General features: G+C 51.4%; 21 protein-coding genes. 10 read left to right on the top strand and 11 right to left on the bottom strand.

The features are described from left to right. The first annotated feature begins 25 nt into the window (after positions 1-25). On the top strand, positions 26-745 hold the full coding sequence (gene pnuC, locus OGX94_RS02185) for a nicotinamide riboside transporter PnuC (protein WP_003831446.1): 720 nt from the start codon (positions 26-28) through the stop codon (positions 743-745). On the opposite strand, the gene zitB is transcribed toward pnuC, so the two are convergent. Both zitB and OGX94_RS02175 read right to left on the bottom strand, forming a co-directional pair. Beyond that, a complete protein-coding gene (gene zitB / locus OGX94_RS02180; protein ID WP_063940679.1) occupies positions 742-1,683 on the bottom strand; it encodes a CDF family zinc transporter ZitB in 942 nt (313 codons plus the stop codon). The two genes, pnuC and zitB, sit on opposite strands and share 4 nt — an antisense overlap. Before the next feature lie 113 nt (positions 1,684-1,796). Next, a complete protein-coding gene (locus tag OGX94_RS02175; protein ID WP_003022994.1) occupies positions 1,797-2,171 on the bottom strand; it encodes a YbgS-like family protein in 375 nt (124 codons plus the stop codon). Positions 2,172-2,488: 317 nt separating this feature from the next. Between OGX94_RS02175 and aroG the strand changes: the two genes are divergently transcribed. After that, positions 2,489-3,541 (top strand): 3-deoxy-7-phosphoheptulonate synthase AroG, encoded by a 1,053-nt coding sequence (gene aroG / locus OGX94_RS02170; protein ID WP_003831449.1) that lies wholly within the window; start codon positions 2,489-2,491, stop codon positions 3,539-3,541. A 108-nt stretch (positions 3,542-3,649) separates the two neighbouring features. Here the strand turns inward: aroG and gpmA are convergent, their stop codons facing one another. The 7 genes from gpmA to modE all read right to left on the bottom strand — a co-directional run bounded on the left by gpmA (position 3,650) and on the right by modE (position 11,439). Next, positions 3,650-4,402, bottom strand: coding sequence for a 2,3-diphosphoglycerate-dependent phosphoglycerate mutase (gene gpmA, locus OGX94_RS02165; RefSeq protein ID WP_003022999.1), 753 nt, complete (start codon positions 4,400-4,402; stop codon positions 3,650-3,652). Positions 4,403-4,634: 232 nt separating this feature from the next. Then, complete coding sequence (gene galM, locus OGX94_RS02160; protein WP_126318791.1) at positions 4,635-5,675, bottom strand: galactose-1-epimerase; 1,041 nt, start codon at positions 5,673-5,675, stop codon at positions 4,635-4,637. Next, entirely contained in the window at positions 5,669-6,817 is a 1,149-nt protein-coding gene (gene galK, locus OGX94_RS02155) for a galactokinase (RefSeq protein WP_126318789.1), read from the bottom strand. Before galK ends, galM begins: the two co-directional genes overlap by 7 nt. 3 nt (positions 6,818-6,820) lie before the next feature. After that, positions 6,821-7,867: a galactose-1-phosphate uridylyltransferase gene (galT, locus tag OGX94_RS02150; protein ID WP_148362246.1), complete on the bottom strand. Its 1,047-nt coding sequence runs from the start codon at positions 7,865-7,867 to the stop codon at positions 6,821-6,823. A gap of 9 nt (positions 7,868-7,876) precedes the next feature. Continuing rightward, positions 7,877-8,893 (bottom strand): UDP-glucose 4-epimerase GalE, encoded by a 1,017-nt coding sequence (galE, locus tag OGX94_RS02145; RefSeq protein WP_003831462.1) that lies wholly within the window; start codon positions 8,891-8,893, stop codon positions 7,877-7,879. Between the two features lie 217 nt (positions 8,894-9,110). After that, the gene (modF, locus tag OGX94_RS02140; protein ID WP_003831463.1) at positions 9,111-10,583 is read right to left on the bottom strand and encodes a molybdate ABC transporter ATP-binding protein ModF; all 1,473 of its coding nucleotides are present in this window, start codon (positions 10,581-10,583) and stop codon (positions 9,111-9,113) included. A gap of 67 nt (positions 10,584-10,650) precedes the next feature. Continuing rightward, positions 10,651-11,439, bottom strand: a complete 789-nt coding sequence (gene modE / locus OGX94_RS02135; RefSeq protein WP_257661503.1) for a molybdenum-dependent transcriptional regulator — start codon at positions 11,437-11,439, stop codon at positions 10,651-10,653. Positions 11,440-11,568: 129 nt separating this feature from the next. Here modE and OGX94_RS02130 point away from each other — a divergent pair, with 129 nt between their 5' ends. The 4 genes from OGX94_RS02130 (at position 11,569) to modC (ending at position 14,426) form a co-directional block, all read left to right on the top strand. Beyond that, entirely contained in the window at positions 11,569-11,718 is a 150-nt protein-coding gene (locus tag OGX94_RS02130) for an AcrZ family multidrug efflux pump-associated protein (RefSeq protein ID WP_003023026.1), read from the top strand. A 184-nt stretch (positions 11,719-11,902) separates the two neighbouring features. After that, positions 11,903-12,676 (top strand): molybdate ABC transporter substrate-binding protein, encoded by a 774-nt coding sequence (modA, locus tag OGX94_RS02125; RefSeq protein WP_257661504.1) that lies wholly within the window; start codon positions 11,903-11,905, stop codon positions 12,674-12,676. After that, positions 12,676-13,365, top strand: a complete 690-nt coding sequence (gene modB, locus OGX94_RS02120; RefSeq protein WP_008784169.1) for a molybdate ABC transporter permease subunit — start codon at positions 12,676-12,678, stop codon at positions 13,363-13,365. The genes modA and modB overlap by 1 nt, the downstream gene beginning before the upstream one ends. Before the next feature lie 2 nt (positions 13,366-13,367). Continuing rightward, the gene (gene modC / locus OGX94_RS02115; RefSeq protein ID WP_003831474.1) at positions 13,368-14,426 is read left to right on the top strand and encodes a molybdenum ABC transporter ATP-binding protein ModC; all 1,059 of its coding nucleotides are present in this window, start codon (positions 13,368-13,370) and stop codon (positions 14,424-14,426) included. Here modC and OGX94_RS02110 read toward each other — a convergent pair whose 3' ends face one another. Further along, positions 14,427-15,245 (bottom strand): pyridoxal phosphatase, encoded by an 819-nt coding sequence (locus OGX94_RS02110; protein ID WP_257661505.1) that lies wholly within the window; start codon positions 15,243-15,245, stop codon positions 14,427-14,429. A gap of 165 nt (positions 15,246-15,410) precedes the next feature. On the opposite strand from OGX94_RS02110, the gene pgl reads away from it, so the two are divergent. Then, entirely contained in the window at positions 15,411-16,406 is a 996-nt protein-coding gene (gene pgl / locus OGX94_RS02105) for a 6-phosphogluconolactonase (RefSeq protein WP_257661506.1), read from the top strand. 54 nt (positions 16,407-16,460) lie between these two features. Here the strand turns inward: pgl and OGX94_RS02100 are convergent, their stop codons facing one another. Next, positions 16,461-17,411 (bottom strand): LysR family transcriptional regulator, encoded by a 951-nt coding sequence (locus OGX94_RS02100; protein ID WP_003831484.1) that lies wholly within the window; start codon positions 17,409-17,411, stop codon positions 16,461-16,463. A 181-nt stretch (positions 17,412-17,592) separates the two neighbouring features. Here OGX94_RS02100 and OGX94_RS02095 point away from each other — a divergent pair, with 181 nt between their 5' ends. From OGX94_RS02095 to OGX94_RS02085, 3 genes are all read left to right on the top strand, one after another. Next, on the top strand, positions 17,593-18,645 hold the full coding sequence (locus OGX94_RS02095) for a 4-oxalomesaconate tautomerase (RefSeq protein WP_257661507.1): 1,053 nt from the start codon (positions 17,593-17,595) through the stop codon (positions 18,643-18,645). An 80-nt stretch (positions 18,646-18,725) separates the two neighbouring features. Further along, the gene (locus OGX94_RS02090; RefSeq protein ID WP_063940673.1) at positions 18,726-20,159 is read left to right on the top strand and encodes an anion permease; all 1,434 of its coding nucleotides are present in this window, start codon (positions 18,726-18,728) and stop codon (positions 20,157-20,159) included. Between the two features lie 69 nt (positions 20,160-20,228). Beyond that, positions 20,229-22,493 (top strand): hydratase, encoded by a 2,265-nt coding sequence (locus OGX94_RS02085; RefSeq protein WP_063940672.1) that lies wholly within the window; start codon positions 20,229-20,231, stop codon positions 22,491-22,493. The last annotated feature ends 59 nt before the right edge of the window (positions 22,494-22,552 follow it).

The following is a 22,552-nucleotide window of genomic DNA, read 5'->3' as shown; positions in this document are numbered from 1 at the left end:
TAATATTTTTGCTCTGGGGGAAAAGATGGACTTTTTTAGCACGCAGAACATTCTGGTACATATTCCGATTGGCGCTGGCGGTTACGATCTGTCTTGGATCGAAGCTGTGGGGACGATCGCCGGGTTGCTGTGTATTGGCCTGGCGAGCCTTGAGAAAATCAGCAATTACTTCTTCGGCCTGATAAACGTCACGCTGTTTGCGATTATCTTCTTTCAGATCCAGCTCTATGCAAGCCTGTTGCTGCAAGTTTTCTTTTTTGCCGCCAACATCTACGGCTGGTATGCCTGGTCCAGGCAAACCAACCAGCATGAAGCGGAACTGAAAATTCGCTGGCTGCCGTTACCAAAAGCGATCGGCTGGCTGGCGGCTTGCGTGGTGGCGATCGGCCTGATGTCGGTCTATATCGATCCGGTCTTTGCGTTCCTGACCCGCATTGCGGTGAACATTATGCAGGCATTGGGATTACAGGTTGTTGTGCCTGAGTTGCAACCCGATGCATTCCCATTCTGGGACTCCTGCATGATGGTGTTGTCGATTGCGGCGATGATCCTGATGACGCGTAAGTACGTTGAAAACTGGCTGCTGTGGGTGATCATTAACGTAATCAGCGTAGTGATTTTCGCCCTGCAAGGCGTATATGCGATGTCGCTGGAGTATGTGATCCTGACTGTTATCGCCCTGAACGGTAGCAGGATGTGGATTAACAGCGCGCGTGAGCGGGGGTCCCACGCGCTGTCCCATTAATGGTGATGGTGTGAATGGCCGGATACCCCCTGATACAGGTGGCAGTCCGGCCCATTACACGGCTGATACTCCATCTGGATCGTGGCGTGTTCAATCTGGTAGTGATGGATAAGGAAGTGCTGAATACGCTCCAGCAGCGCGTCGTGATCGTGCGGCGGAACCACCTGCACATGCAGCGTCATTACCGGTTTTTCACCCACCATCCAGACATGGACATGGTGTACATTGCGGACTTCAGGGATATCCCGGCTGAGATGGCGCTGCAGTGCGGCGATATCCAGCGTCAGCGGGGCGCCTTCCAGTAATTCATTAACGCTATCCTTTAACAGTCGCCAGGCGCTACGCAGTACCAGCACGGAAACCAGAATCGAGAGAATCGGGTCCGCAGGCGTCCAGCCCGTCCAGATAATAATCAGCGCAGCGATGATCGCCCCGACCGAGCCGAGTAAATCGCCCATCACATGCAGTGCCGCGGCGCGGACGTTCAGGTTTTTCTCCTCACTGCCGCGGTGTAGAACCCAAAAAGCCAGCACGTTGGCCAGTAAACCCGCGACAGCTATAACCATCATCATGCCGCCAGCCACGGGGCGGGGCGTATGGAAACGCTCAATGGCTTCCCAGACGATTAAAATGGTGATCACGACCAATGCGATGGCATTAACAAACGCGGCCAGTGTCGTGAGCCTCAGCCAGCCGAAGGTGTGTCGTATTGTGGGCGGGCGCTGGGAAAACCGGACGGCCAGCAGCGCAAAAAGGAGCGCTGCGGCATCAGTGAGCATATGCCCGGCATCGGCCAACAAGGCCAGTGAACCTGAAAGTAATCCACCCACCACTTCAACCAACATAAATCCGGCTGTAATGCAGAATGCAAACATCAAGCGGCGGGCATTATTGTCCTTGGGTTGCTCAGAAGAAGTATGAGTATGCGAGTGCGCCATTATGCCATCCCTTTGTTATTCTCATCTTTACTGTATGCCATCATACCGTTTTTGGGATGATAAAATTAAAAAGGAGAGCTATTGCTCTCCCATTATTAGCTTTATTTTCAGCGTTACTGCGTAGTGCCATCAGTTTTTGTCTCAGCATCATTGTTAATGCCGTTTCCGGTCTCAACCTTCTTATTCACATCAGGGCAGCGACCGTCCTTACACATGGTGTTTTTGTGCATCTCGTCTTTGGTCATCCCTTCATGGTTCATTGATGAACCGTTCGGGTGCAGCATTGTGCCACCCGAATTCACGTTACTGTTGTCGACATTATTTGGTGCCACGTTTTCGCGTGCGTCTGGGGCGACCTGACCGGCATCCGCCGAGGAATTTGCCTGGCCGTTATTGGACTGCGTATTGGTTTCAGCAGCCAGCGCCGCGCCGCTGGCGAGGCTGAGTGTAGCGGTAAGAAAGAGTGAAGCCAGCTTTGTCATATGCATAATATGCTCCTGTTATGGTCGATATGTCGGATAACGTCTTCCAACAGTGCATGTGCCAGTTACATCATCAATATGTGGTTAATAGTTTTGCCAGAGAAATTAAACCCAGCATAGAATCTTGAAATTTATGAAAATTAAAGCTGTTACAATTATAAATTGTAGGTTGGATCTCGTTTTTCGCTACTTTATTGCGTTTTTTTGGCTAATTCCAGGATTAATCCGTCCAAAGTGTAAAACCCCGTTTACACTTTATGACTGAAGATATAGATTGGAGGGATTGCATTCATTTATATAAGTATGGCAACGCTGGAATAATCATGAATTATCAGAACGACGATTTACGCATTAAAGAGATCAACGAGTTATTACCGCCAGTCGCATTGTTGGAAAAATTCCCCGCTACTGAAAATGCCGCAAACACGGTAGCTCATGCCCGTAAGGCAATTCATAAAATCCTGAAAGGGAGTGACGATCGCCTGCTGGTAGTGATTGGGCCTTGCTCTATTCATGATCCGGCAGCCGCCAAAGAGTATGCCGCTCGCCTGCTGGCACTGCGTGAAGAGTTAAAAGGCGAGCTTGAAATCGTTATGCGCGTCTATTTTGAAAAACCGCGAACTACCGTCGGCTGGAAAGGGCTTATCAACGATCCGCACATGGACAACAGCTTCCAGATCAACGATGGGCTGCGCATTGCGCGTAAACTGCTGCTGGATATCAATGACAGCGGATTGCCTGCTGCGGGTGAATTCCTCGATATGATTACGCCGCAATACCTCGCCGACCTGATGAGCTGGGGCGCGATTGGGGCACGTACCACAGAATCTCAAGTGCACCGCGAATTGGCGTCTGGTCTGTCCTGCCCGGTTGGCTTTAAAAACGGTACTGATGGCACGATAAAAGTAGCGATTGATGCGATTAACGCCGCGGGAGCGCCGCACTGCTTCCTGTCTGTGACCAAATGGGGCCATTCGGCGATCGTGAATACCAGTGGTAATGGCGATTGCCATATTATTCTGCGCGGCGGCAAAGAGCCGAACTACAGCGCTCAGCACGTTGCCGACGTGAAAGAAGGTCTGATCAAAGCAGGGCTTTCAGCGCAGGTGATGATCGACTTTAGCCATGCCAACTCCAGCAAGCAGTTCAAAAAGCAGATGGATGTTGCGAAAGATGTTTGCGGACAAGTTGCTGGGGGCGAAAAAGCAATTATTGGCGTGATGATCGAAAGCCATCTGGTAGAAGGTAATCAGAACCCGGATAGCGGTGAGCCGCTGACCTACGGTAAAAGTATCACTGACGCCTGCATTGGTTGGGAAGATACCGATGCGGTGTTGCGCCAGCTGGCGGATGCTGTAAAAGCGCGCCGCGGTTAAAAAATTCATCCGGGCTACGCTCGGTAGGCTGGATAAGGCAACGCCGTCATCCGGCAATAAAAAAGCGTGGAGCATTCCACGCTTTTTTCGTTTGACCCGGGAGGAAAATTACTTCGCTTTACCCTGGTTCGCAACGGCTGCCGCTTTTGCTGCGATCTCGTCAGCGTTACCCAGATAGTAGTGTTTGATTGGTTTGAAGTTTTCGTCGAACTCATATACCAGCGGTACGCCGGTCGGGATGTTCAGTTCAAGGATCTCATCTTCGCCCATGTTATCCAGGTATTTAACCAGCGCACGCAGAGAGTTACCGTGAGCGGCGATAATTACGCGCTCACCACTTTTCATACGCGGCAGAATGGTTTCGTTCCAGTAGGGGATAACGCGATCGATGGTCAGCGCCAGGCTTTCGGTAACCGGTAACTCTTTGTCGGTCAACTTCGCATAACGCGGATCGTGACCTGGATAACGCTCGTCATCTTTGGTCAGCTCCGGTGGTGTTACCGCAAAGCCGCGACGCCATTGCTTAACCTGCTCGTCACCGTATTTTTCAGCGGTTTCAGCTTTGTTCAGACCCTGCAGCGCGCCGTAATGACGTTCGTTCAGTTTCCAGGATTTTTCAACCGGCAGCCAGGCCTGATCCAGTTCGTCCAGTACGTTCCACAGGGTGTGGATGGCACGTTTCAGCACAGAGGTATAAGCAAAATCGAAGCTGTAGCCTTCTTCTTTCAGCAGTTTACCTGCCGCTTTTGCTTCGCCCACGCCTTTCTCTGACAGATCAACGTCATACCAACCGGTAAAACGGTTTTCGTTGTTCCACTGACTTTCACCGTGACGTACCAGAACCAGCTTAGTTACAGCCATACACTCACTCCTATAAATCATATTGAATGATAATAATTCTCATTATATTGCCGTAAAGCGTCAGCGGCAATGCTTACGCATAACCATAGCGAAAATAGCGCCACAGTGTAAGGTTCTTGTGAATTCAAGGTTGCGATTTTGTCTTTGAGTGGTGGGGATTTGAGCGGTTCTACTGTGATAAACAAATAACAGGCCCGCTACGTTACGTCATCGGGCCTGTGAGGGGAAAGGATCAGACTGGAATAAACTGATATTCCGTCACGCTGGCATATTCTTCGCCCGGACGCAGGAAGCAGTCCGGCTGCTGCCACTCAGGATGATTTGGGCTGTCCGGGAGAAACTCACTTTCCAGCGCCAGACCTTGCCAGTCTTCGTAGGCGTCTGGTCCGCGAGATGGTGTACCGCCGAGGAAGTTGCCGGAGTAAAACTGCAATGCCGGGGCGGAGGTGTATACCACCATCTGCAGTTTTTCATCCTGGGACCACAATCGAGCGACCGGCGTACGCGCATTGCCCTGTGCCTGAAGCAGGAAGGCGTGATCGTAACCTTTTACCTTGCGCTGATCGTCATCGGCAAGAAATTCACTGCTGATGATTTTAGGCGTGCGGAAATCGAAACTGCTACCAGCGACGGATTTCAGCCCGTCATGCGGGATGCCCATTTCATCAACCGGCAAGTACTCGTCTGCCATAATTTGCAGCTTATGCTGGCGCACATCTGTTTTGTCACCATCGAGGTTAAAATAAACGTGATTCGTCAGATTCACCGGACAGGGCTTATCGACCGTGGCGCGGTAGGTTATCGAAATACGATTATCGTCAGTCAGGCGATACTGCGCGGTGGCGCATAGATGGCCAGGGAAACCCTGGTCGCCATCGTCAGATGTTAAGGCGAACAGCACCTGACGGTCATTCTGATTGACTATCTGCCAGCGACGTTTGTCGAAACCGTCCGGCCCGCCGTGCAACTGGTTTTCACCCTGACTTGGTATTAATTCAACGGTTTCGCCGGCAAAGGTATAGCGGCTGTTGGCGATACGGTTAGCGTAGCGACCAATCGAAGCCCCCAGAAATGCAGCCTGCTCCGGGTATTGTTCCGGACTGGCGCACCCGAGCAATGCTTCGCGCACGCTGCCATCGCTAAGCGGAATACGTGCAGAGAGCAGTGTCGCGCCCCAGTCCATGAGCGTGACGACCATCCCTGCGTCATTGCGCAGGGTGAGCAGGCGAAACGGCTGACCGTCCGGAGCCTGCACCGGGATTTCGTTTAACATTGTCCTGCTCCTTGTGAAGGTTTGCAGACGTAGAATGTTTCTTTGATACCGGTTTTCGCTTCGTATTGTTCCGCGACGGCCTGCTGTACGGCAGGAACCAAATCTTGCGGGATCAGCGCCACGATGCAGCCGCCGAAGCCGCCACCGGTCATACGGACACCGCCTTTATCGCCAATGGTCGCTTTGACAATCTCTACCAGCGTATCAATTTGCGGCACGGTAATTTCAAAGTCATCGCGCATGGAGGCGTGAGATTCCTCCATCAATTGGCCCATACGCAGCAGGTCGCCTTTTTCCAGCGCCTGCGCGGCTTCAACGGTACGCGCATTTTCCGTGATCACGTGGCGAACGCGTTTGGCGACAATCGGATCCAGCTCGTGGGCGACGGCGTTAAACGCTTCAAGGCTGACATCACGCAGCGCTGGCTGTTGGAAGAAGCGCGCGCCGGTTTCACACTGTTCGCGACGGGTGTTGTATTCGCTACCGACCAATGTGCGTTTAAAGTTACTGTTGATGATCACCACCGCGACGCCCTCAGGCATGGAAACGGCTTTGGTGCCCAGCGTTCGGCAGTCGATCAGTAGCGCATGATCTTTCTTACCAAGTGCCGAGATCAACTGATCCATAATGCCGCAGTTACAGCCGACAAACTGGTTTTCAGCTTCCTGACCATTCAGGGCAATTTGCGCGCCGTCGAGCGGCAGATGATAGAGCTGCTGGAATACCGTACCAACAGCGACTTCCAGCGAGGCAGAAGAACTTAAGCCCGCACCCTGCGGGACATTACCGCTGATCACCAGATCAGCACCGCCAAAGGCGTTATTGCGCTTTTGCAGATGTTTCACTACGCCACGCACGTAGTTTGACCACTGTTGGCTGTCATGAGCGATAATCGGCGCATCAAGCGAGAACTCATCAACCTGATTCTCGTAATCAGCGGCGATCACACGGACTTTTCGATCGTCGCGTGCCGCACAGCTGATAACGGTTTGATAGTCGATAGCGCAGGGCAGAACGAAGCCGTCGTTATAATCGGTATGTTCACCGATCAGGTTCACACGACCCGGTGCCTGAATAGTATGGGTGGCAGGGTAGCCAAATGTTTCAGCAAACAGAGATTGTGTTTTTTCTTTCAGACTCATTATTTAAACTCCGGATTCGCGAAAATGGATGTCGCTGACCGCACGCAGTCGTTCAGCTGCTTGTTCGGCCGTCAGGTCGCGCTGGGTTTCTGCCAGCATTTCGTATCCGACCATAAATTTACGCACGGTCGCGGAACGCAGCAGCGGCGGATAAAAGTGTGCATGCAACTGCCAGTGTTGGTTTACTTCACCGTTGAACGGTGCGCCGTGCCAGCCCATGGAATAGGGGAATGAGCACTGGAACAGGTTGTCATAACGACTGGTCAGTTTTTTCAACGCCAGCGCCAGGTCAGCACGCTGTTCGTCGGTCAAATCGGTAATACGCAGCACATGCGCTTTCGGCAGCAGCAGCGTTTCGAACGGCCACGCGGCCCAGTAAGGTACAACCGCCAGCCAGTGCTCGGTTTCAACGACCGTACGGCTGCCATCCGCCAGTTCTCGCTGGACGTAATCAACGAGCATCGGCGCGCCTTGTTCGGCGAAGTACGCTTTCTGCAGGCGATCTTCACGTTCGGCTTCGTTAGGCAAAAAGCTGTTGGCCCAAATTTGTCCGTGTGGGTGCGGGTTCGAGCACCCCATCGCTGCGCCTTTATTCTCAAATACCTGCACCCAAGGGTAGGTTTTCCCTAAGTCTTCGGTCTGTTCCTGCCACGTTTTTACGATTTCTGTCAGTGCAGGGACGCTGAGTTCCGGCAACGTTTTGCTGTGATCGGGTGAGAAGCAAATCACACGGCTGGTACCGCGCGCGCTCTGGCAGCGCATCAACGGATCGTGACTGTCCGGTGCGTCCGGGGTATCGGACATCAGCGCCGCAAAGTCATTGGTAAAGACATAGGTCCCGGTGTAATCCGGGTTTTTGTCGCCGGTAACTCGCGTATTGCCAGCGCACAGGAAGCAGTCCGGGTCATGTGCAGGCAGTACCTGCTTAGACGGAGTTTCCTGCGCCCCTTGCCACGGGCGTTTGGCGCGATGCGGTGAGACGAGGATCCACTGCCCGGTGAGCGGGTTAAAACGGCGATGTGGATGATCGACAGGATTGAATTGCGTCATGATTGGTCCTTAATCCGAATATCCCTGCGGGTGGCGTGACTGCCAGTGCCAGGTATCTTGTGCCATTTCATCCAGTGTGCGGGTCACGCGCCAGTTGAGCTCGCGATCGGCTTTGCTGGCATCAGCCCAGTAGGCAGGAAGATCGCCATCACGGCGCGGGGCGAAATGGTAATTAACCGGTTTACCACAGGCTTTGCTGAAGGCGTTGACCACGTCCAGCACGCTGCTGCCGATGCCTGCACCGAGGTTATAAATATGCACACCCTGTTTGCCTGCCAGTTTTTCCATGGCGGCAACGTGGCCGTCGGCGAGATCCATCACGTGGATATAGTCGCGTACGCCGGTGCCATCTTCAGTAGGGTAGTCATTGCCAAATATGGCAAGAGACTCGCGGCGGCCAACGGCTACCTGCGCGATGTAAGGCATCAGGTTGTTTGGAATACCTTGCGGATCTTCCCCCATATCTCCCGATGGATGAGCACCAACCGGGTTAAAGTAGCGCAGCAGGGCAATGCTCCAGTCGGGCTGCGCTTTTTGCAGATCGGTCAGGATTTGTTCCACCATCAGCTTGCTTTTGCCGTACGGACTCTGCGGCGTGCCGGTGGGGAAGCTTTCAACGTAAGGAATTTGCGGCTGATCGCCATAGACGGTCGCGGAGGAGCTGAAAATGAAGTTTTTCACGTTAGCAGCGCGCATTGCATTCACCAGACGCAGAGTGCCGTTGACGTTGTTGTCATAGTACTCCAGCGGCTTGGCAACGGATTCTCCAACGGCTTTTAAACCGGCAAAATGGATGACCGTATCAATGGCATGATCGTGCAGAATTTCGGTTATCAGCGCTTCGTTACGGATGTCTCCTTCCACGAAGGTCGGATGCTTGCCGCCTAAACGCTCAATGACGGGCAGTACGCTGCGCTTGCTGTTGCAGAGATTGTCCAGGATCACCACTTCGTGACCGTTTTTCAGCAACTGCACGCAAGTGTGGCTTCCAATGTAACCGCTACCACCTGTAACCAATACTCTCATAATTCGCTCCGTTAAGCCTATGGTATGCAATAACCATAGCATAACAAAGATGCGAAAAGTGTGACACGGAATAAATTAGTGGAATCGTTTACACTCCGGTGTTTTCACTCGATGCTGCCAGTTACTTTATTATAAATCATTATGTTAGGTTGTTATTTCAGCACTTGTCTGAAAAAAAAGCAGAAAAAAGGGCGTGATAAACGCCCTGACATGAAAATTAACGCAGAGAGGTTTGTCGATAGGCGTAGATATCACCCTCGGGTACAAACTCTAGCCGATGGGTAATGCAGCCCGGGGCATCTTCGGCGTGATGAGAGACAAACAAAAGCTGAGTTTCACCTTCACCGATCAGGACATCCACAAACCGACGGATCAGTTGACGGTTGAGCGGATCTAATCCTTGCAACGGTTCATCGAGGATCAGCAACGTAGGATGTTTTACCAGTGCACGAACAATCAATGCCAGCCGCTGCTGCCCCCAGGAAAGACTATGAAATGGCGCATCCGCGGTACGTTTATCGATGCCCAGAATATCCAGCCACTGTTGTACCAGCTTGTGCTGCCTGTCGGAGACGGCCTGATAAATGCCGATTGAATCGAAATAACCGGAGAGAATAACGTTGCGAACTGTCGTACTTACCCGGTAATCCAGATGCAGGCTGCTGCTGACATAGCCAATGTGTTTTTTGATATCCCAGATAGTTTCACCGCTGCCCCGGCGGCGGCCAAACAGGGTCAGGTCGTTGCTATATCCCTGGGGATGATCGCCGGTGATTAAACTGAGCAGGGTTGATTTCCCCGCACCGTTGGGACCGATGATTTGCCAGTGTTCCCCCGGATTTACCCGCCAACTCAGATGATGCAGGATAGGGCGATCGTTATACGAGACGGTGCCGTCGTTAAGCACAATGCGCGGCTCGTTATCTGACAACGTGTGGCGCACCGAAGGCTCATCCGGTTCGGGTAACTGGATGCCTTCCAGCCGTTCGCTATGGGCAAGCTGAGCGATTAATGCCTGTTGCAGAAGGTCTGTTTTTGCGCCGGTTTCCGTCAGCGTGCAATCGGCAAGCACGCCGGCAAACTGCACGAACTCGGGAATTTCATCAAAGCGGTTTAGCACCAGCACCAGCGTTAAACCGGCCTGGTGCAACTCAGCGAGCAAATCTGCTAACTGGCGGCGGGACGCGACGTCCAGCCCGTCAAAGGGTTCATCAAGGATCAGCAAATCTGGCGTGGACATTAATGCCTGGCAGAGCAGAGTTTTGCGGGTTTCACCGGTGGAAAGGTATTTGAAACGCCTGTTGAGCAGGGCAGAAATGCCAAACTGCTGCGCCAGCGTAGCGCAGCGGGCGGGGTCGTGAACCTCATCCTGAATGATTTCTGCGGTGGTGCGCCCGGTGTCGTCTTCACCGGGACTAAGAAGATCGGTGTTGTTTCGCTGCCACTCGTCGCTGACCAGCTTTTGGAGCTGCTCAAAGGAGAGTCGGGTAATACGTGTGAACTGGCAGCGGCGTTCGCCTTTCAGGAGCGGCAACTCGCCCGCCAGCGCGCGGGCCAGCGCAGATTTCCCACTGCCGTTAGAGCCAACAAACGCCCAGCTATCACCCGCGTTTAACGTCAACGCATCTAACTGGAGCGTTTTTGTGTCGCTAAGACGAAACGTGCCTTGCGAAATTTGCAATGATGACATTTTGTATCCCATTATTTGCAGCGATGAATAACTGGGATACGTGTTCTTCAGGCTGATGTCAATTAACTCAGCACAGTGTGGCGATAATCACTCTGTCCGCATTAAAATATGCTGTGACGTTAGCGCCTTCCGTTAATGTGTGGGTCTGCTCTATCGGCAACGTCGCGCACAGCGTCTGGCCGTCTGGCAAGGTCATCAACACTTCACACTGCTCAGCTCCGCGTTCGATATGGCTAATTGTACCCTGCAACTGGTTATCGGCGGCCTGGGCAATGGCGTCGTCCTGAGTGATTCCCACCCACGGCGCTTTCAACAGAATCAGGACTTCTTTGCCTTCTTCAAGCCCGAGACGCTCGCCGCTTTGCGCAGTGATTGCTACTTTCAGGCGCGTTTCGCCATCCGCCAGCAGGACGTCGACATGCTGTTGGACCTGAACGTGGTCGCGGGCGGTAATGGTGCCAAACCACTGGTTACGGGCGCTGGTTTGCAGCGAAAAGCGAGAGATCGCCGCCAGCAGGCTATTGAGTGGCAGGGCATCGTCATCGCTCAAAACATCGAAGGCTTTCTGTTGGATTTGCGCTAATAAATCATACAGCTGGATTAAGCGTTGGCCATAGCGCGTTAACACCGCGCCGCCGCCGCCTTTGCCGCCAGTGGCGCGCTCAACCAGCGTTTGCTCACTGAGCTGGTTCATTTCGTTAATCGCATCCCAGGCGCTTTTATAACTGATACCTGCATCCTTTGCGCCCTGACTGATGGAGCCGGAAAGCGCAATGTGTTTAAGCAGAGAAATGCGACGGGGATCGGCAAACAGTTTTTGCTGAAGTTTCAGCGTAAGAAGGATTTCGGCCTGCATCACAAGCTCCTGGCAAAAGGGGTATTGTGACGGAAAACCGCGCGCGCGCAAAGCCAACCGCACAAAAGGGGAGTGCTTTTCTGTGTTATGTGGTTAGAATACAACTAAGGACTATATCTGGAGTTGACCATGTTAGAGTTATTGAAAAGTCTGGTATTCGCCGTAATCATGGTACCTGTGGTAATGGCCATCATTCTGGGTCTGATTTACGGACTGGGTGAAGTGTTTAACATTTTCTCCGGTATCGGTCAGAAAGACCAGTCCAGACAGAATCATTGATTCCCCAAACGCCCGCTCAGTCGGGCGTTTATATTTTTTGCCTGCCAACTCGTTTTCTCAAGATCTTGCTTTCCCTGCCGATATTTTCTTTGTGTAACCTCTAATTGGTATCAATAACCACTGGGAAAATCCTGATTTACTCGCTATATTTGCGCCTACATAACGAAACGCAAAGGAGTTACAGATGGCACGTACATGGTTACGCTTGTTTGCAGGGGCAACACTTTCTCTTACCGTTGCCGGACATGCGCTGGCGGATGAAGGAAAGATTACCGTTTTTGCAGCTGCTTCGCTGACCAACGCGATGCAGGACATTGCAACGCAATATAAAAAAGAGAAGAACGTTGATGTTGTCTCCTCTTTTGCTTCTTCTTCCACGCTGGCGCGTCAGATTGAAGCAGGCGCTCCGGCCGATCTGTTTATTTCTGCCGATCAGAAATGGATGGACTACGCGGTAGACAAGAAGTCGATTGATACCGCATCGCGTGAAACGCTGCTGGGTAACAGTCTGGTGGTGGTTGCGCCGAAAGCCAGCGCGCAGAAAGACTTCACCATTGACAGCAAAACCAACTGGACCAGTCTGTTGAACGGTGGACGCCTGGCTGTTGGCGATCCAGAACATGTTCCGGCGGGCATTTATGCCAAAGAAGCGCTGCAAAAACTGGGTGCATGGGATACCCTGGCCCCGAAACTGGCTCCTGCTGAAGACGTGCGCGGTGCGCTGGCACTGGTAGAGCGTAACGAAGCGCCGCTGGGGATCGTCTATGGTTCCGATGCTGTTGCCAGTAAGGGCGTAAAAGTTGTTGCGACTTTCCCGGAAGATTCGCACAAAAAAGTGGAATACCCTATCGCGATTGTTGATGGACACAAAAACGCAACGGTTAGCGCGTTCTATGATTACCTGAAAGGACCGCAGGCTGCTGAAATCTTTAAACGTTATGGATTTACGACCAATTAATGATACTGACCGATCCTGAATGGCAGGCCGTCATCCTGAGCCTGAAAGTTTCTTCCCTGGCTGTGTTGTTTAGTTTGCCGTTTGGGATCTTCTTTGCCTGGCTGCTTGTGCGATGCAAGTTCCCGGGCAAAGCGCTGCTCGACAGCGTTCTGCATTTGCCACTGGTTCTGCCGCCGGTCGTAGTGGGCTATCTGCTGTTAGTCGCCATGGGGCGGCGTGGATTCATCGGTGAATGGCTGTACGACTGGTTTGGCATTACCTTTGCTTTTAGCTGGCGCGGTGCGGTACTGGCTGCGGCGGTGATGTCTTTTCCTCTGATGGTACGGGCAATTCGTCTGGCGCTGGAAGGTGTTGACGTCAAGCTGGAGCAGGCGGCCCGCACGCTGGGAGCTGGACGCTGGCGCGTATTCATGACCATTACGCTACCGCTGATGCTGCCCGGCATTATTGTCGGTACGGTGCTGGCGTTCGCGCGTTCCCTCGGGGAGTTCGGCGCAACCATTACTTTTGTTTCCAACATTCCTGGCGAAACCCGCACCATTCCTTCGGCGATGTATACCCTGATCCAGACTCCCGGCGGCGAAAGCGCGGCGGCGAGGTTGTGTATCATTTCTATTGTTTTAGCGCTGATTTCGCTGCTGATTTCTGAATGGCTGGCGCGTATTAGCCGTGAGCGAACGGGGCGATAATTATGCTGGAACTCAATTTCTCCCAGACGCTGGGGACGCATTGCCTGACGCTCAACGAAACGCTGCCAGCCAGCGGCATCACCGCTATTTTTGGCGTTTCCGGCGCGGGCAAAACCTCACTGATTAACGCCATCAGCGGCCTGACGCAGCCGCAGTCCGGACGCATCGTGCTCAACGGTCGGGTCTTAAACGACGTCGAGAACGGTATCTGTTTAACGCCGGAAAAACGCCGGGTGGGCTATGTTTTCCAGGATGCGCGCCTGTTCCCGCACTATAAAGTGCGCGGCAACCTGCGTTACGGAATGGCGAAAAGCATGGCCGGACAGTTTGATAAGCTGGTGGCGCTGTTGGGTATTGAACCGCTGCTTGACCGTTTGCCAGGCGGTCTTTCTGGCGGTGAAAAGCAGCGTGTCGCCATCGGTCGGGCGCTGCTGACCGCGCCTGAGTTATTGTTGCTTGATGAGCCGTTAGCCTCGCTGGATATACCGCGTAAACGCGAACTGCTGCCTTACCTGCAACGCCTTGCACGTGAAATCAATATTCCGATGCTGTATGTCAGCCACTCGCTTGATGAGATTTTGCACCTGGCAGACAAAGTGATGGTGCTGGAGAACGGGCAGGTCAAAGCGTTTGGTTCGCTGGAAGATGTCTGGGGTAGCAGCGTGATGCACCCCTGGCTGCCTAAGGAACAGCAAAGCAGTATTCTGAAAGTCAGCGTGCTGGAACATCATCCACACTATGCGATGACCGCGTTGGCGCTCGGCGATCAGCATCTGTGGGTCAATAAGCTGGAGCAACCGCTGCAAACCGCGCTGCGTATTCGTATTCAGGCATCTGATGTTTCACTGGTGCTCCAACCACCCCAGCAGACCAGTATTCGTAATGTGCTGCGGGCAAAAGTCGCGCAATGCTATGACGATAACGGTCAGGTGGAAGTTCAGCTTGAGGTGGGCGGTAAGACGCTGTGGGCAAGGATCAGCCCATGGGCCAGGGATGAACTGGGTATCAAACCTGGCCTGTGGCTGTACGCGCAAATTAAGAGCGTATCGATTACCGCCTGATTACAGCAGGTGGGAGTAGATAAATTTAGCGATGCTGTCTGTGGTGTTGTCACCAATCACGATGTTGGCGCGGGCTTTGACCGCGTCATCCGCGTTGCCCATCGCCACGCCGGTACCTGCGGCTTCCAGCATGCTGATATCGTTAAAGTTATCGCCAAAGGCAATCACGTTTTCCATTGACCCTCCCTGTGCTTCAATCCACTGGGTAAGGCGTCGTCCTTTGCTGTTGCCTTTACGGGCAATGTCGACCTGATCGTGCCAGGACCATTCACACTCCAGCCCCAGCTGTTGCTCAACGTACTGGCCAAACTGCTGCAGTTTCGGAATATCTTCGTCGGTCAGGGCAAATTTCCAGACGGCGTTGACGTCATGTGCGGCCTGCGCCAGCGAAGGTACCTGAGTGAAGGTCGGGCGCTGTTCCGGCGGCAGAGTTTGTGCCCAGTTAGCGGTACGCACCACATGCCCGGTTGGGCGCTCATACAGCATGGCCTCATCCACATACATCAGCCCTTGGATCTGATGTTCATCAAGCATTTCGATCAGCTGTAATGCCTGGTCTACCGGGAGGGGATCGGATTCCAGTACCTTTTTTGCCTGATAATCATACAAGTAGGTACCGTTACAGCAAATTGCAGGTGTATCCAGCGCCAGTGCCTGATAAAAAGGATGAATAGCAACGTGATGGCGACCTGTGACAATGATAAGTTGGTAGCCTGCTTCTCTGGCGCGCGAGAGCGCTTCGAGAGAGGATGGCAGCAAGGTTTTTTTCGGGGTCAACAGGGTACCGTCTAAATCCAGGGCAATCACGCGTGCGGTCATAGTTTTTTCCAGATTAAGGTTGAGAATTTTGTCTGCTGGAATGGTACACCGAGACGGGAGCCGGACAAAATTCTGAGCCTTAATTAAGCATTCACCGTTAAAAGCGTCTACCTTAGGCGTGTGTCAGGCAATTGCAGCCACCTGCCAAAAAGCAAAGGAGTATTCATGAAGCAAACCGTTTATACCGCCAGCCCTGAAAGTCAGCAAATCCACGTCTGGAGCCTGAATCACGATGGTTCTCTGACGCTGACGCAGGTGGTTGATGTACCGGGTCAGGTACAGCCGATGGTCGTCAGCCCGGATAAGCGTTACCTCTATGTTGGCGTGCGCCCGGAGTTTCGCGTGTTGGCTTATCGTATTGCGCCTGATGACGGTGCGCTGACCTTCGCGGCAGAGTCTGCGCTGCCGGGGAGCCCGACGCATATTTCTACCGATCATCAGGGACGTTTCGTGTTTGTCGGCTCTTATAACGCGGGTAGCGTGAGCGTCACGCGTCTGGAAGATGGTCTGCCGGTGGAACTGGTTGACGTGGTTGAAGGTCTGGATGGTTGCCACTCAGCCAACATCTCTCCGGATAACCGTACCCTGTGGGTTCCGGCGTTGAAACAGGATCGTATCTGCCTGTTTGACGTAAGCGATGATGGCCATCTGGTCGCGGAGGATCCGGCTGAAGTAACTACCGTTGAAGGCGCGGGCCCGCGTCATATGGCGTTCCATCCGAATAAGCAATATGCCTACTGCGTGAACGAGCTGAACAGCTCTGTTGATGTCTGGGAGCTGAAAGATCCGTACGGCAAGATTGAGTGCGTGCAGACGCTGGATATGATGCCTGCTGATTTCGCGGATACCCGTTGGGCAGCAGATATTCATATAACACCGGATGGTCGTCATCTGTATACCTGTGATCGTACCGCCAGCCTGATTACGGTCTTTAGCGTGTCTGAAGATGGCAGCGTGCTGACCAAAGAAGGTTTCCAGCCTACCGAAACTCAGCCGCGCGGTTTTAATATCGATAACAGAGGTAAATACCTGATTGCAGCCGGACAAAAATCGCACCATATCGCGGTGTACGAGATTGCTGGCGAACAAGGGTTGCTGACGGAGAAAGGTCGTTACGCGGTAGGACAAGGCCCGATGTGGGTGGTGGTTAACGCGTACTAAAACGCTAGCGTTACAAACAATCCGCAATCTTGTGAAGATTGCGGATTGTTTTGTTCATTTAACGAGCGGTAGATTTTCATGACATTCAGCAACGGATGTCCAAAGACTGTCTTTGTCATCTGCCCATAAATTAAGCAGAAGAGAGAAAAAGCGTTCAGCGGGAGGTGAGAGGATAGCGTCTTTACGCCGAATAACTCCCAGCGTGCGTCTAATCACAGGCTCAACCAGTGGGATCCCTATCAGCGTTGGATGCGGCGTTTGCGGCATTGCTAACCCTGGTAATGCGGAAACACCCAGTCCAGCTTCAACCAGACCCAGCGAAGTGGACAGATGACGAACCTCGTAAAACCAGTTCAATTTCCATGGTTTATCGGCCAAATGTTGTTCAATCAATAATCGGTTACCGCTTGAGGAACGAACGCCTATCAGTTTGTAATTCAGCAATTCTTGCCACTCAACCAACTGCTTATTAGCGAGCGGATGATCGCGTCGACAAGCCAGAACAAACGGTTCATTAACCAGTGGAGTGAACTCGATAGAGGAATTTGTGATGTTGTTCATGTTTATTCCAAAATCAGCCTCATTGCAAAGTACGGATTCCATACAATTATTCGTCCCTTGTTCAATAATTCGCACTTTGATATTGGGATACCGCTCATTAAATTTTCCTATTGCCAACGGCAAGAAATAGAAAACCGCGGTAGGAATACAGGACAGTGTCACTATGCCATGATGATGAACATTCACATCGCTAATATTAAAAATAGTTTCATCTAATGCCCTAATTAATTCTCTGGCTTCAGGTAAAAGCATTTTCCCCGCTTTTGTTAATGTCACTTTGCGAGTTGTTCTTTCAAAGAGTTGAGTGTGTAAATACTCTTCCATCTTTTTAATCCTGCGCGTTAATGCAGGTTGCGTAATATTAAGTAACTTGGCAGCATTGTTAAAAGAATCGGACTCTGCCAGTGTGACAAACGCCTTCATGCTCGATAACTCGTGTTTCATTTTGACTCCGGACTCAATCGGGGAAGACCCTGTCTAAGATGAAAGTGTTCAGTGTATCTGCAATTCATCACTTTTAATTAATAAAAATAAATCACTAATCACGAAAATGAAGTCATTAGTCACCCTAATCATGACATGCAACCATGTACATAGTAGAAATAATATTGAAGAGAGCATTGTCATGAAAAAAATACCTTGCGTTATGATGCGCGGAGGAACCTCCAGAGGCGCGTTTTTATTAGCTCAAGACCTGCCAGAAGAAGAAAAATTGCGTGATGAAATATTGATTGGGATTATGGGTTCTGGCAATGCGTTGGAAATAGATGGCATTGGCGGTGGCAATCCGTTAACCAGTAAAGTCGCGATTATTAGTCTTTCAAACGACCCCAACGCTGATATCGATTATTTATTTGCTCAGGTACTGGTACATGAGCAACGGGTCGATACCACACCCAACTGTGGCAATATGCTTTCCGCCGTTGGTGCGTTTGCTATTGAAAAGGGGTTGATTGCTGCTTCTACGCCGACCACCCGCGTACGCATTCGCAATGTGAACACCAACACGTTTATCGAAGCTGATATACAGACGCCGCATGGTGTTGTTGAGTATGAAGGAACGGCAAGAATTGACGGCGTCCCGGGAACATCGGCCCCTATTGCGTTGACGTTTCTTAATGCCGCAGGTTCTAAAACCGGGCATATTTTTCCGACGGGCCAACACATCGATTATATCAACTCAGTTCCGGTGACCTGTATGGATATGGCGACACCTGTCGTAATTATTCCTGCCGAATACCTTGGGAAAACGGGCTATGAATCAGCGGAAGAACTGGATGCAGACAACGAATTATTGTCGCGCATTGAGTCTATTCGTTTACAGGCCGGTGAAGCTATGGGGCTGGGTGATGTCAGCAATAAGGTTCTCCCAAAACCGATTCTCATCTCTGCACCTCAACACGACGGCGAAATTAATGTTCGTTATTTTATGCCGCACTCTTGCCATAAAGCGCTGGCGATTACTGGGGCGATAGCTATCGCCAGCAGCTGTGTCATTAACGGTACTGTTTCGCGTCAGGTAACGGCGGGTGCGCATTACGGGAATATCACTATCGAACATCCCGGAGGCACTCTTGATATTCATTTAACCAATAAAGGGGATGAACCTGAAACTATCAGAGCTTCGGTTATTCGTACCGCCAGAAAAATATTCTCTGGTGATGTTTTCCTTCCCTGACAGCATTGGCCTCATTTCTCTGCGATCGCAGAAAAACGAAAAATACTGTATTGCCTGTACAGATTATTCAGGATTAATAAATGAACGTTAAATCATTATGGAAGCTAATTTTAATATTAGCGATCCCCTGTATTATTGGTTTGATTCCTGCCCCTGCGGGATTAAGTGAACTAGCGTGGGTGCTGTTTGGTATTTATCTTGCGGCCATTGTCGGACTGGTGATTAAACCGTTTCCTGAACCGGTGGTGTTATTGATTGCCGTTGCCGCCTCTATGGTGGTTGTCGGAAATTTAGGCCATGGCGTACTGAAGACCAGCAGCGTACTGAGCGGTTATGCTTCCGGTACGACATGGCTGGTTTTCTCCGCGTTTACGTTAAGTGCTGCTTTTGTGACGACGGGGCTGGGTAAGCGCATTGCTTATATTCTGATCGGCAAAATTGGTAACACCACGCTTGGCCTTGGCTATGTGACCGTATTCCTTGATCTGGTATTAGCTCCGGCAACACCGTCAAATACCGCGCGAGCGGGAGGAATCGTATTACCCATCATCAATAGTGTGGCGGTGGCGCTGGGTTCTGAACCGGATAAGAGCCCGCGCCGTGTCGGTCACTACCTGATGATGTCGGTCTATATGGTCACTAAAACAACCAGCTATATGTTTTTTACCGCGATGGCGGGAAACATTCTGGCGTTGAAGATGATCAACGATATCTGTCACTTGCAGTTGAGTTGGGGCGGATGGGCGCTTGCTGCAGGTCTGCCAGGACTGGTCATGCTGTTGGCGACGCCGCTCGTTATCTATTTTATGTATCCACCTGAAATTAAAAAGGTTGATAACAAAACCATCGCTAAAGCTGGCCTTCAGGATTTAGGACCAATGAAAGGGCGCGAAAAAATGCTGCTGGGCATTTTCGTTCTCGCATTATTGGGATGGATCTTCAGTAAAAGCCTCGGTGTTGATGAATCAACGGTGGCGATTGTCGTCATGGGTACGATGCTTTTATTTGGCGTAGTCACCTGGGATGATGTGGTTAAAAATAAGGGCGGCTGGAATACATTAATCTGGTACGGCGGTATTATCGGTTTAAGTTCGTTATTATCGAAAGTGAAATTCTTCGACTGGTTAGCCGAACTGTTCAAAAACAATCTCGACTTTGGTAATCACGGCAACGTGGCGTTCTTCGTTATTTTGTTCCTGAGCATTATTGTTCGATATTTCTTTGCCTCAGGCAGCGCATATATTGTGGCAATGATGCCGGTATTTGCCATGCTGGCGAATGTCTCCGGCGCACCACTGATGTTAACCGCGCTGGCATTACTCTTCTCTAACTCCTATGGCGGAATGGTTACCCATTATGGCGGTGCCGCGGGTCCGGTTATTTTTGGAGTTGGCTATAACGATATTAAATCGTGGTGGCTGGTGGGGGGCATGTTGACCTTACTGACCTTTATTGTCCATATCACTCTCGGCGTGTGGTGGTGGAGCATGTTGATTGACTGGAACATGCTGTAAATCATAAACCAGGTTTAAAACTTTTTATTGGCTGTGCGCTTATGTAAGCACAGGACTACGGAGTATCAAATGATTAAGCTGTATGAAAAAGGAATTTATCTCTCCGATAATAATGAAATTGTAGCTGAGGATTCTTTGCCTCGGCATATCTGCAAAGAGGATGCGAAAAAAGGAACTATAGCGTGGTCGATTCTCTCCGCGCATAATACGTCCGGTGATATGAATAAGCTTAAAATTAAGTTTGATTCATTAGCCTCACACGATATTACCTTTGTCGGTATTATTCAGACTGCAAAAGCCTCTGGCATGGAACGTTTTCCGCTGCCGTATGTTCTGACTAACTGCCATAACTCATTATGTGCGGTAGGGGGAACTATTAACGGTGACGATCATATGTTTGGTCTGTCTGCGGCACAGCGTTACGGCGGAATCTTTGTGCCGCCACATATTGCTGTTATCCATCAATACATGCGTGAAATGATGGCGGGCGGCGGCAAAATGATCCTTGGCTCAGACAGCCATACACGTTACGGCGCATTGGGTACGATGGCGGTAGGAGAAGGGGGCGGTGAGCTGGTCAAGCAGCTGCTAAACGACACCTGGGACATTGATTATCCTGAGGTCGTTGCCGTTTATCTTACCGGGAAACCCGCAGCAGGTGTTGGTCCACAGGATGTGGCGTTAGCGATCATTGGCGCGGTATTTAAAAATGGCTACGTCAAAAATAAGGTCATGGAGTTTGTCGGCCCTGGTATTCGTCATCTCTCAACGGATTTTCGCAACAGCGTTGATGTGATGACCACCGAAACCACCTGTTTGAGCTCCGTCTGGCAAACGGATGATGAAACTCGTAGTTGGCTGGCATTACATGGACGTGAACAAGACTATCGCCAGCTCAGTCCGCAGCCGATGGCCTGGTACGACGGTTGTATTTATGTTGATTTGAGTGCGATTAAGCCGATGATTGCGCTGCCATTCCATCCAAGTAATGTCTATGAGATTGATACTCTCAATGAGAATCTGACGGACATTCTCCGGGAGATTGAAGTTGAATCTGCACGTATCGCTCAGGGTAAAGCCAGCCTCTCGTTGTTGGATAAAGTAGAAAATGGTCGCTTAAAAGTACAGCAGGGGATCATTGCTGGATGCTCGGGCGGCAACTATGAAAACGTGATTGCTGCGGCGCAGGCATTACGCGGTCAATCCTGCGGTAATGATGCTTTCTCGCTTGCTGTCTACCCCTCGTCACAACCGGTGTTTATGGATTTAGCGCAGAAAGGTGTTGTTACAGATTTACTGGGCGCGGGGGCTGTCATCAGAACCGCATTCTGCGGTCCGTGCTTTGGCGCGGGCGATACGCCAATCAACAATGGTCTTAGCATCCGCCATACCACGCGTAACTTCCCTAACCGTGAAGGCTCGAAACCGGGCAATGGTCAAATGTCAGCCGTTGCGCTGATGGATGCGCGATCAATTGCGGCTACGGCAGCCAACGGAGGATTCCTCACTGCTGCGACGGATCTGGACTGCTGGGATACGGTGCCAGACTATGCGTTTAATCCTGCACCTTATAAGAGTCGCGTATACCAGGGGTTCGTGAAAGGGGCTACGCAGCAGCCGCTCATTTACGGCCCGAACATTAAAGACTGGCCGGAACTGGGCGCATTAACGGAAAATATTCTGCTAAAAGTGGCCTCGAAGATCCTTGATGATGTGACAACAACGGATGAGCTTATCCCGTCCGGTGAAACCTCGTCGTATCGCTCTAATCCACTAGGACTGGCGGAATTTACGCTGTCTCGACGAGATCCCGGGTATGTGGGAAGAAGTAAAGCGACGTCGGAGCTGGAAAAAAGGCGCGTGGAGGGGGGCGACGTCAGCGAACTGGCGTCAGTTTTCGAACGCATCCAACAGATTGCCGGTCAGGAAAATGTGCAACCGTTGGATACTGAGATTGGTAGCATGATTTACGCCGTCAAACCTGGCGATGGCTCGGCGCGCGAGCAGGCGGCGAGCTGTCAGCGAGTGATTGGTGGCCTGGCAAATATTGCCCAGGAATATGCCACCAAGCGTTACCGTTCCAACGTTATCAACTGGGGTATGCTACCGCTCCAGATGGCAGAGCAACCTTCATTTGAAGTGGGTGACTATATCTATATTCCCGGTATTCGCCGCGCCTTAGATGAGTGCAGTAAAGAAATCGAAGCGTATGTGCTTCACGATGATGGTGAGGTGAGTGAAATCAGAGTGTATATGGAAAGCCTGACCGCAGAAGAGCGTGAAATTATTAAGGCAGGGAGTTTGATTAACTTTAATAAGTCGCGTTTGGTGTAACACTAATTGTATGCCGGAGAGGGCGATTTTCGTCGCCATCCGGCACATTGCCCGGCAGA

The organism is Citrobacter sp. Cpo037, from assembly GCF_030332945.1.
GTDB lineage: Bacteria > Pseudomonadota > Gammaproteobacteria > Enterobacterales > Enterobacteriaceae > Citrobacter > Citrobacter portucalensis.
Note: the sequence above shows the minus strand (reverse complement) of the source record. Positions and strands in the feature narration are given on the sequence as shown.

Excerpts from the sequence above, each read along its gene's own strand:
- aroG (WP_003831449.1), top strand. The coding sequence starts at position 2,489 with ATGAATTATCAGAACGACGATTTACGCATTAAAGAGATCAACGAGTTA.
- OGX94_RS02095 (WP_257661507.1), top strand. The coding sequence starts at position 17,593 with ATGAAAAAAATACCTTGCGTTATGATGCGCGGAGGAACCTCCAGAGGC.
- modB (WP_008784169.1), top strand. The coding sequence starts at position 12,676 with ATGATACTGACCGATCCTGAATGGCAGGCCGTCATCCTGAGCCTGAAA.
- OGX94_RS02110 (WP_257661505.1), bottom strand. The coding sequence starts at position 15,245 with ATGACCGCACGCGTGATTGCCCTGGATTTAGACGGTACCCTGTTGACC.
- OGX94_RS02130 (WP_003023026.1), top strand. The coding sequence starts at position 11,569 with ATGTTAGAGTTATTGAAAAGTCTGGTATTCGCCGTAATCATGGTACCT.
- OGX94_RS02175 (WP_003022994.1), bottom strand. The coding sequence starts at position 2,171 with ATGCATATGACAAAGCTGGCTTCACTCTTTCTTACCGCTACACTCAGC.
- pnuC (WP_003831446.1), top strand. The coding sequence starts at position 26 with ATGGACTTTTTTAGCACGCAGAACATTCTGGTACATATTCCGATTGGC.
- gpmA (WP_003022999.1), bottom strand. The coding sequence starts at position 4,402 with ATGGCTGTAACTAAGCTGGTTCTGGTACGTCACGGTGAAAGTCAGTGG.
- OGX94_RS02100 (WP_003831484.1), bottom strand. The coding sequence starts at position 17,411 with ATGAAACACGAGTTATCGAGCATGAAGGCGTTTGTCACACTGGCAGAG.
- galM (WP_126318791.1), bottom strand. The coding sequence starts at position 5,675 with ATGTTAAACGAAATCCCGGTGCAGGCTCCGGACGGTCAGCCGTTTCGC.
- modF (WP_003831463.1), bottom strand. The coding sequence starts at position 10,583 with ATGTCATCATTGCAAATTTCGCAAGGCACGTTTCGTCTTAGCGACACA.
- pgl (WP_257661506.1), top strand. The coding sequence starts at position 15,411 with ATGAAGCAAACCGTTTATACCGCCAGCCCTGAAAGTCAGCAAATCCAC.
- modC (WP_003831474.1), top strand. The coding sequence starts at position 13,368 with ATGCTGGAACTCAATTTCTCCCAGACGCTGGGGACGCATTGCCTGACG.
- modA (WP_257661504.1), top strand. The coding sequence starts at position 11,903 with ATGGCACGTACATGGTTACGCTTGTTTGCAGGGGCAACACTTTCTCTT.
- OGX94_RS02085 (WP_063940672.1), top strand. The coding sequence starts at position 20,229 with ATGATTAAGCTGTATGAAAAAGGAATTTATCTCTCCGATAATAATGAA.
- galE (WP_003831462.1), bottom strand. The coding sequence starts at position 8,893 with ATGAGAGTATTGGTTACAGGTGGTAGCGGTTACATTGGAAGCCACACT.
- galK (WP_126318789.1), bottom strand. The coding sequence starts at position 6,817 with ATGAGTCTGAAAGAAAAAACACAATCTCTGTTTGCTGAAACATTTGGC.
- galT (WP_148362246.1), bottom strand. The coding sequence starts at position 7,867 with ATGACGCAATTCAATCCTGTCGATCATCCACATCGCCGTTTTAACCCG.
- zitB (WP_063940679.1), bottom strand. The coding sequence starts at position 1,683 with ATGGCGCACTCGCATACTCATACTTCTTCTGAGCAACCCAAGGACAAT.
- modE (WP_257661503.1), bottom strand. The coding sequence starts at position 11,439 with ATGCAGGCCGAAATCCTTCTTACGCTGAAACTTCAGCAAAAACTGTTT.
- OGX94_RS02090 (WP_063940673.1), top strand. The coding sequence starts at position 18,726 with ATGAACGTTAAATCATTATGGAAGCTAATTTTAATATTAGCGATCCCC.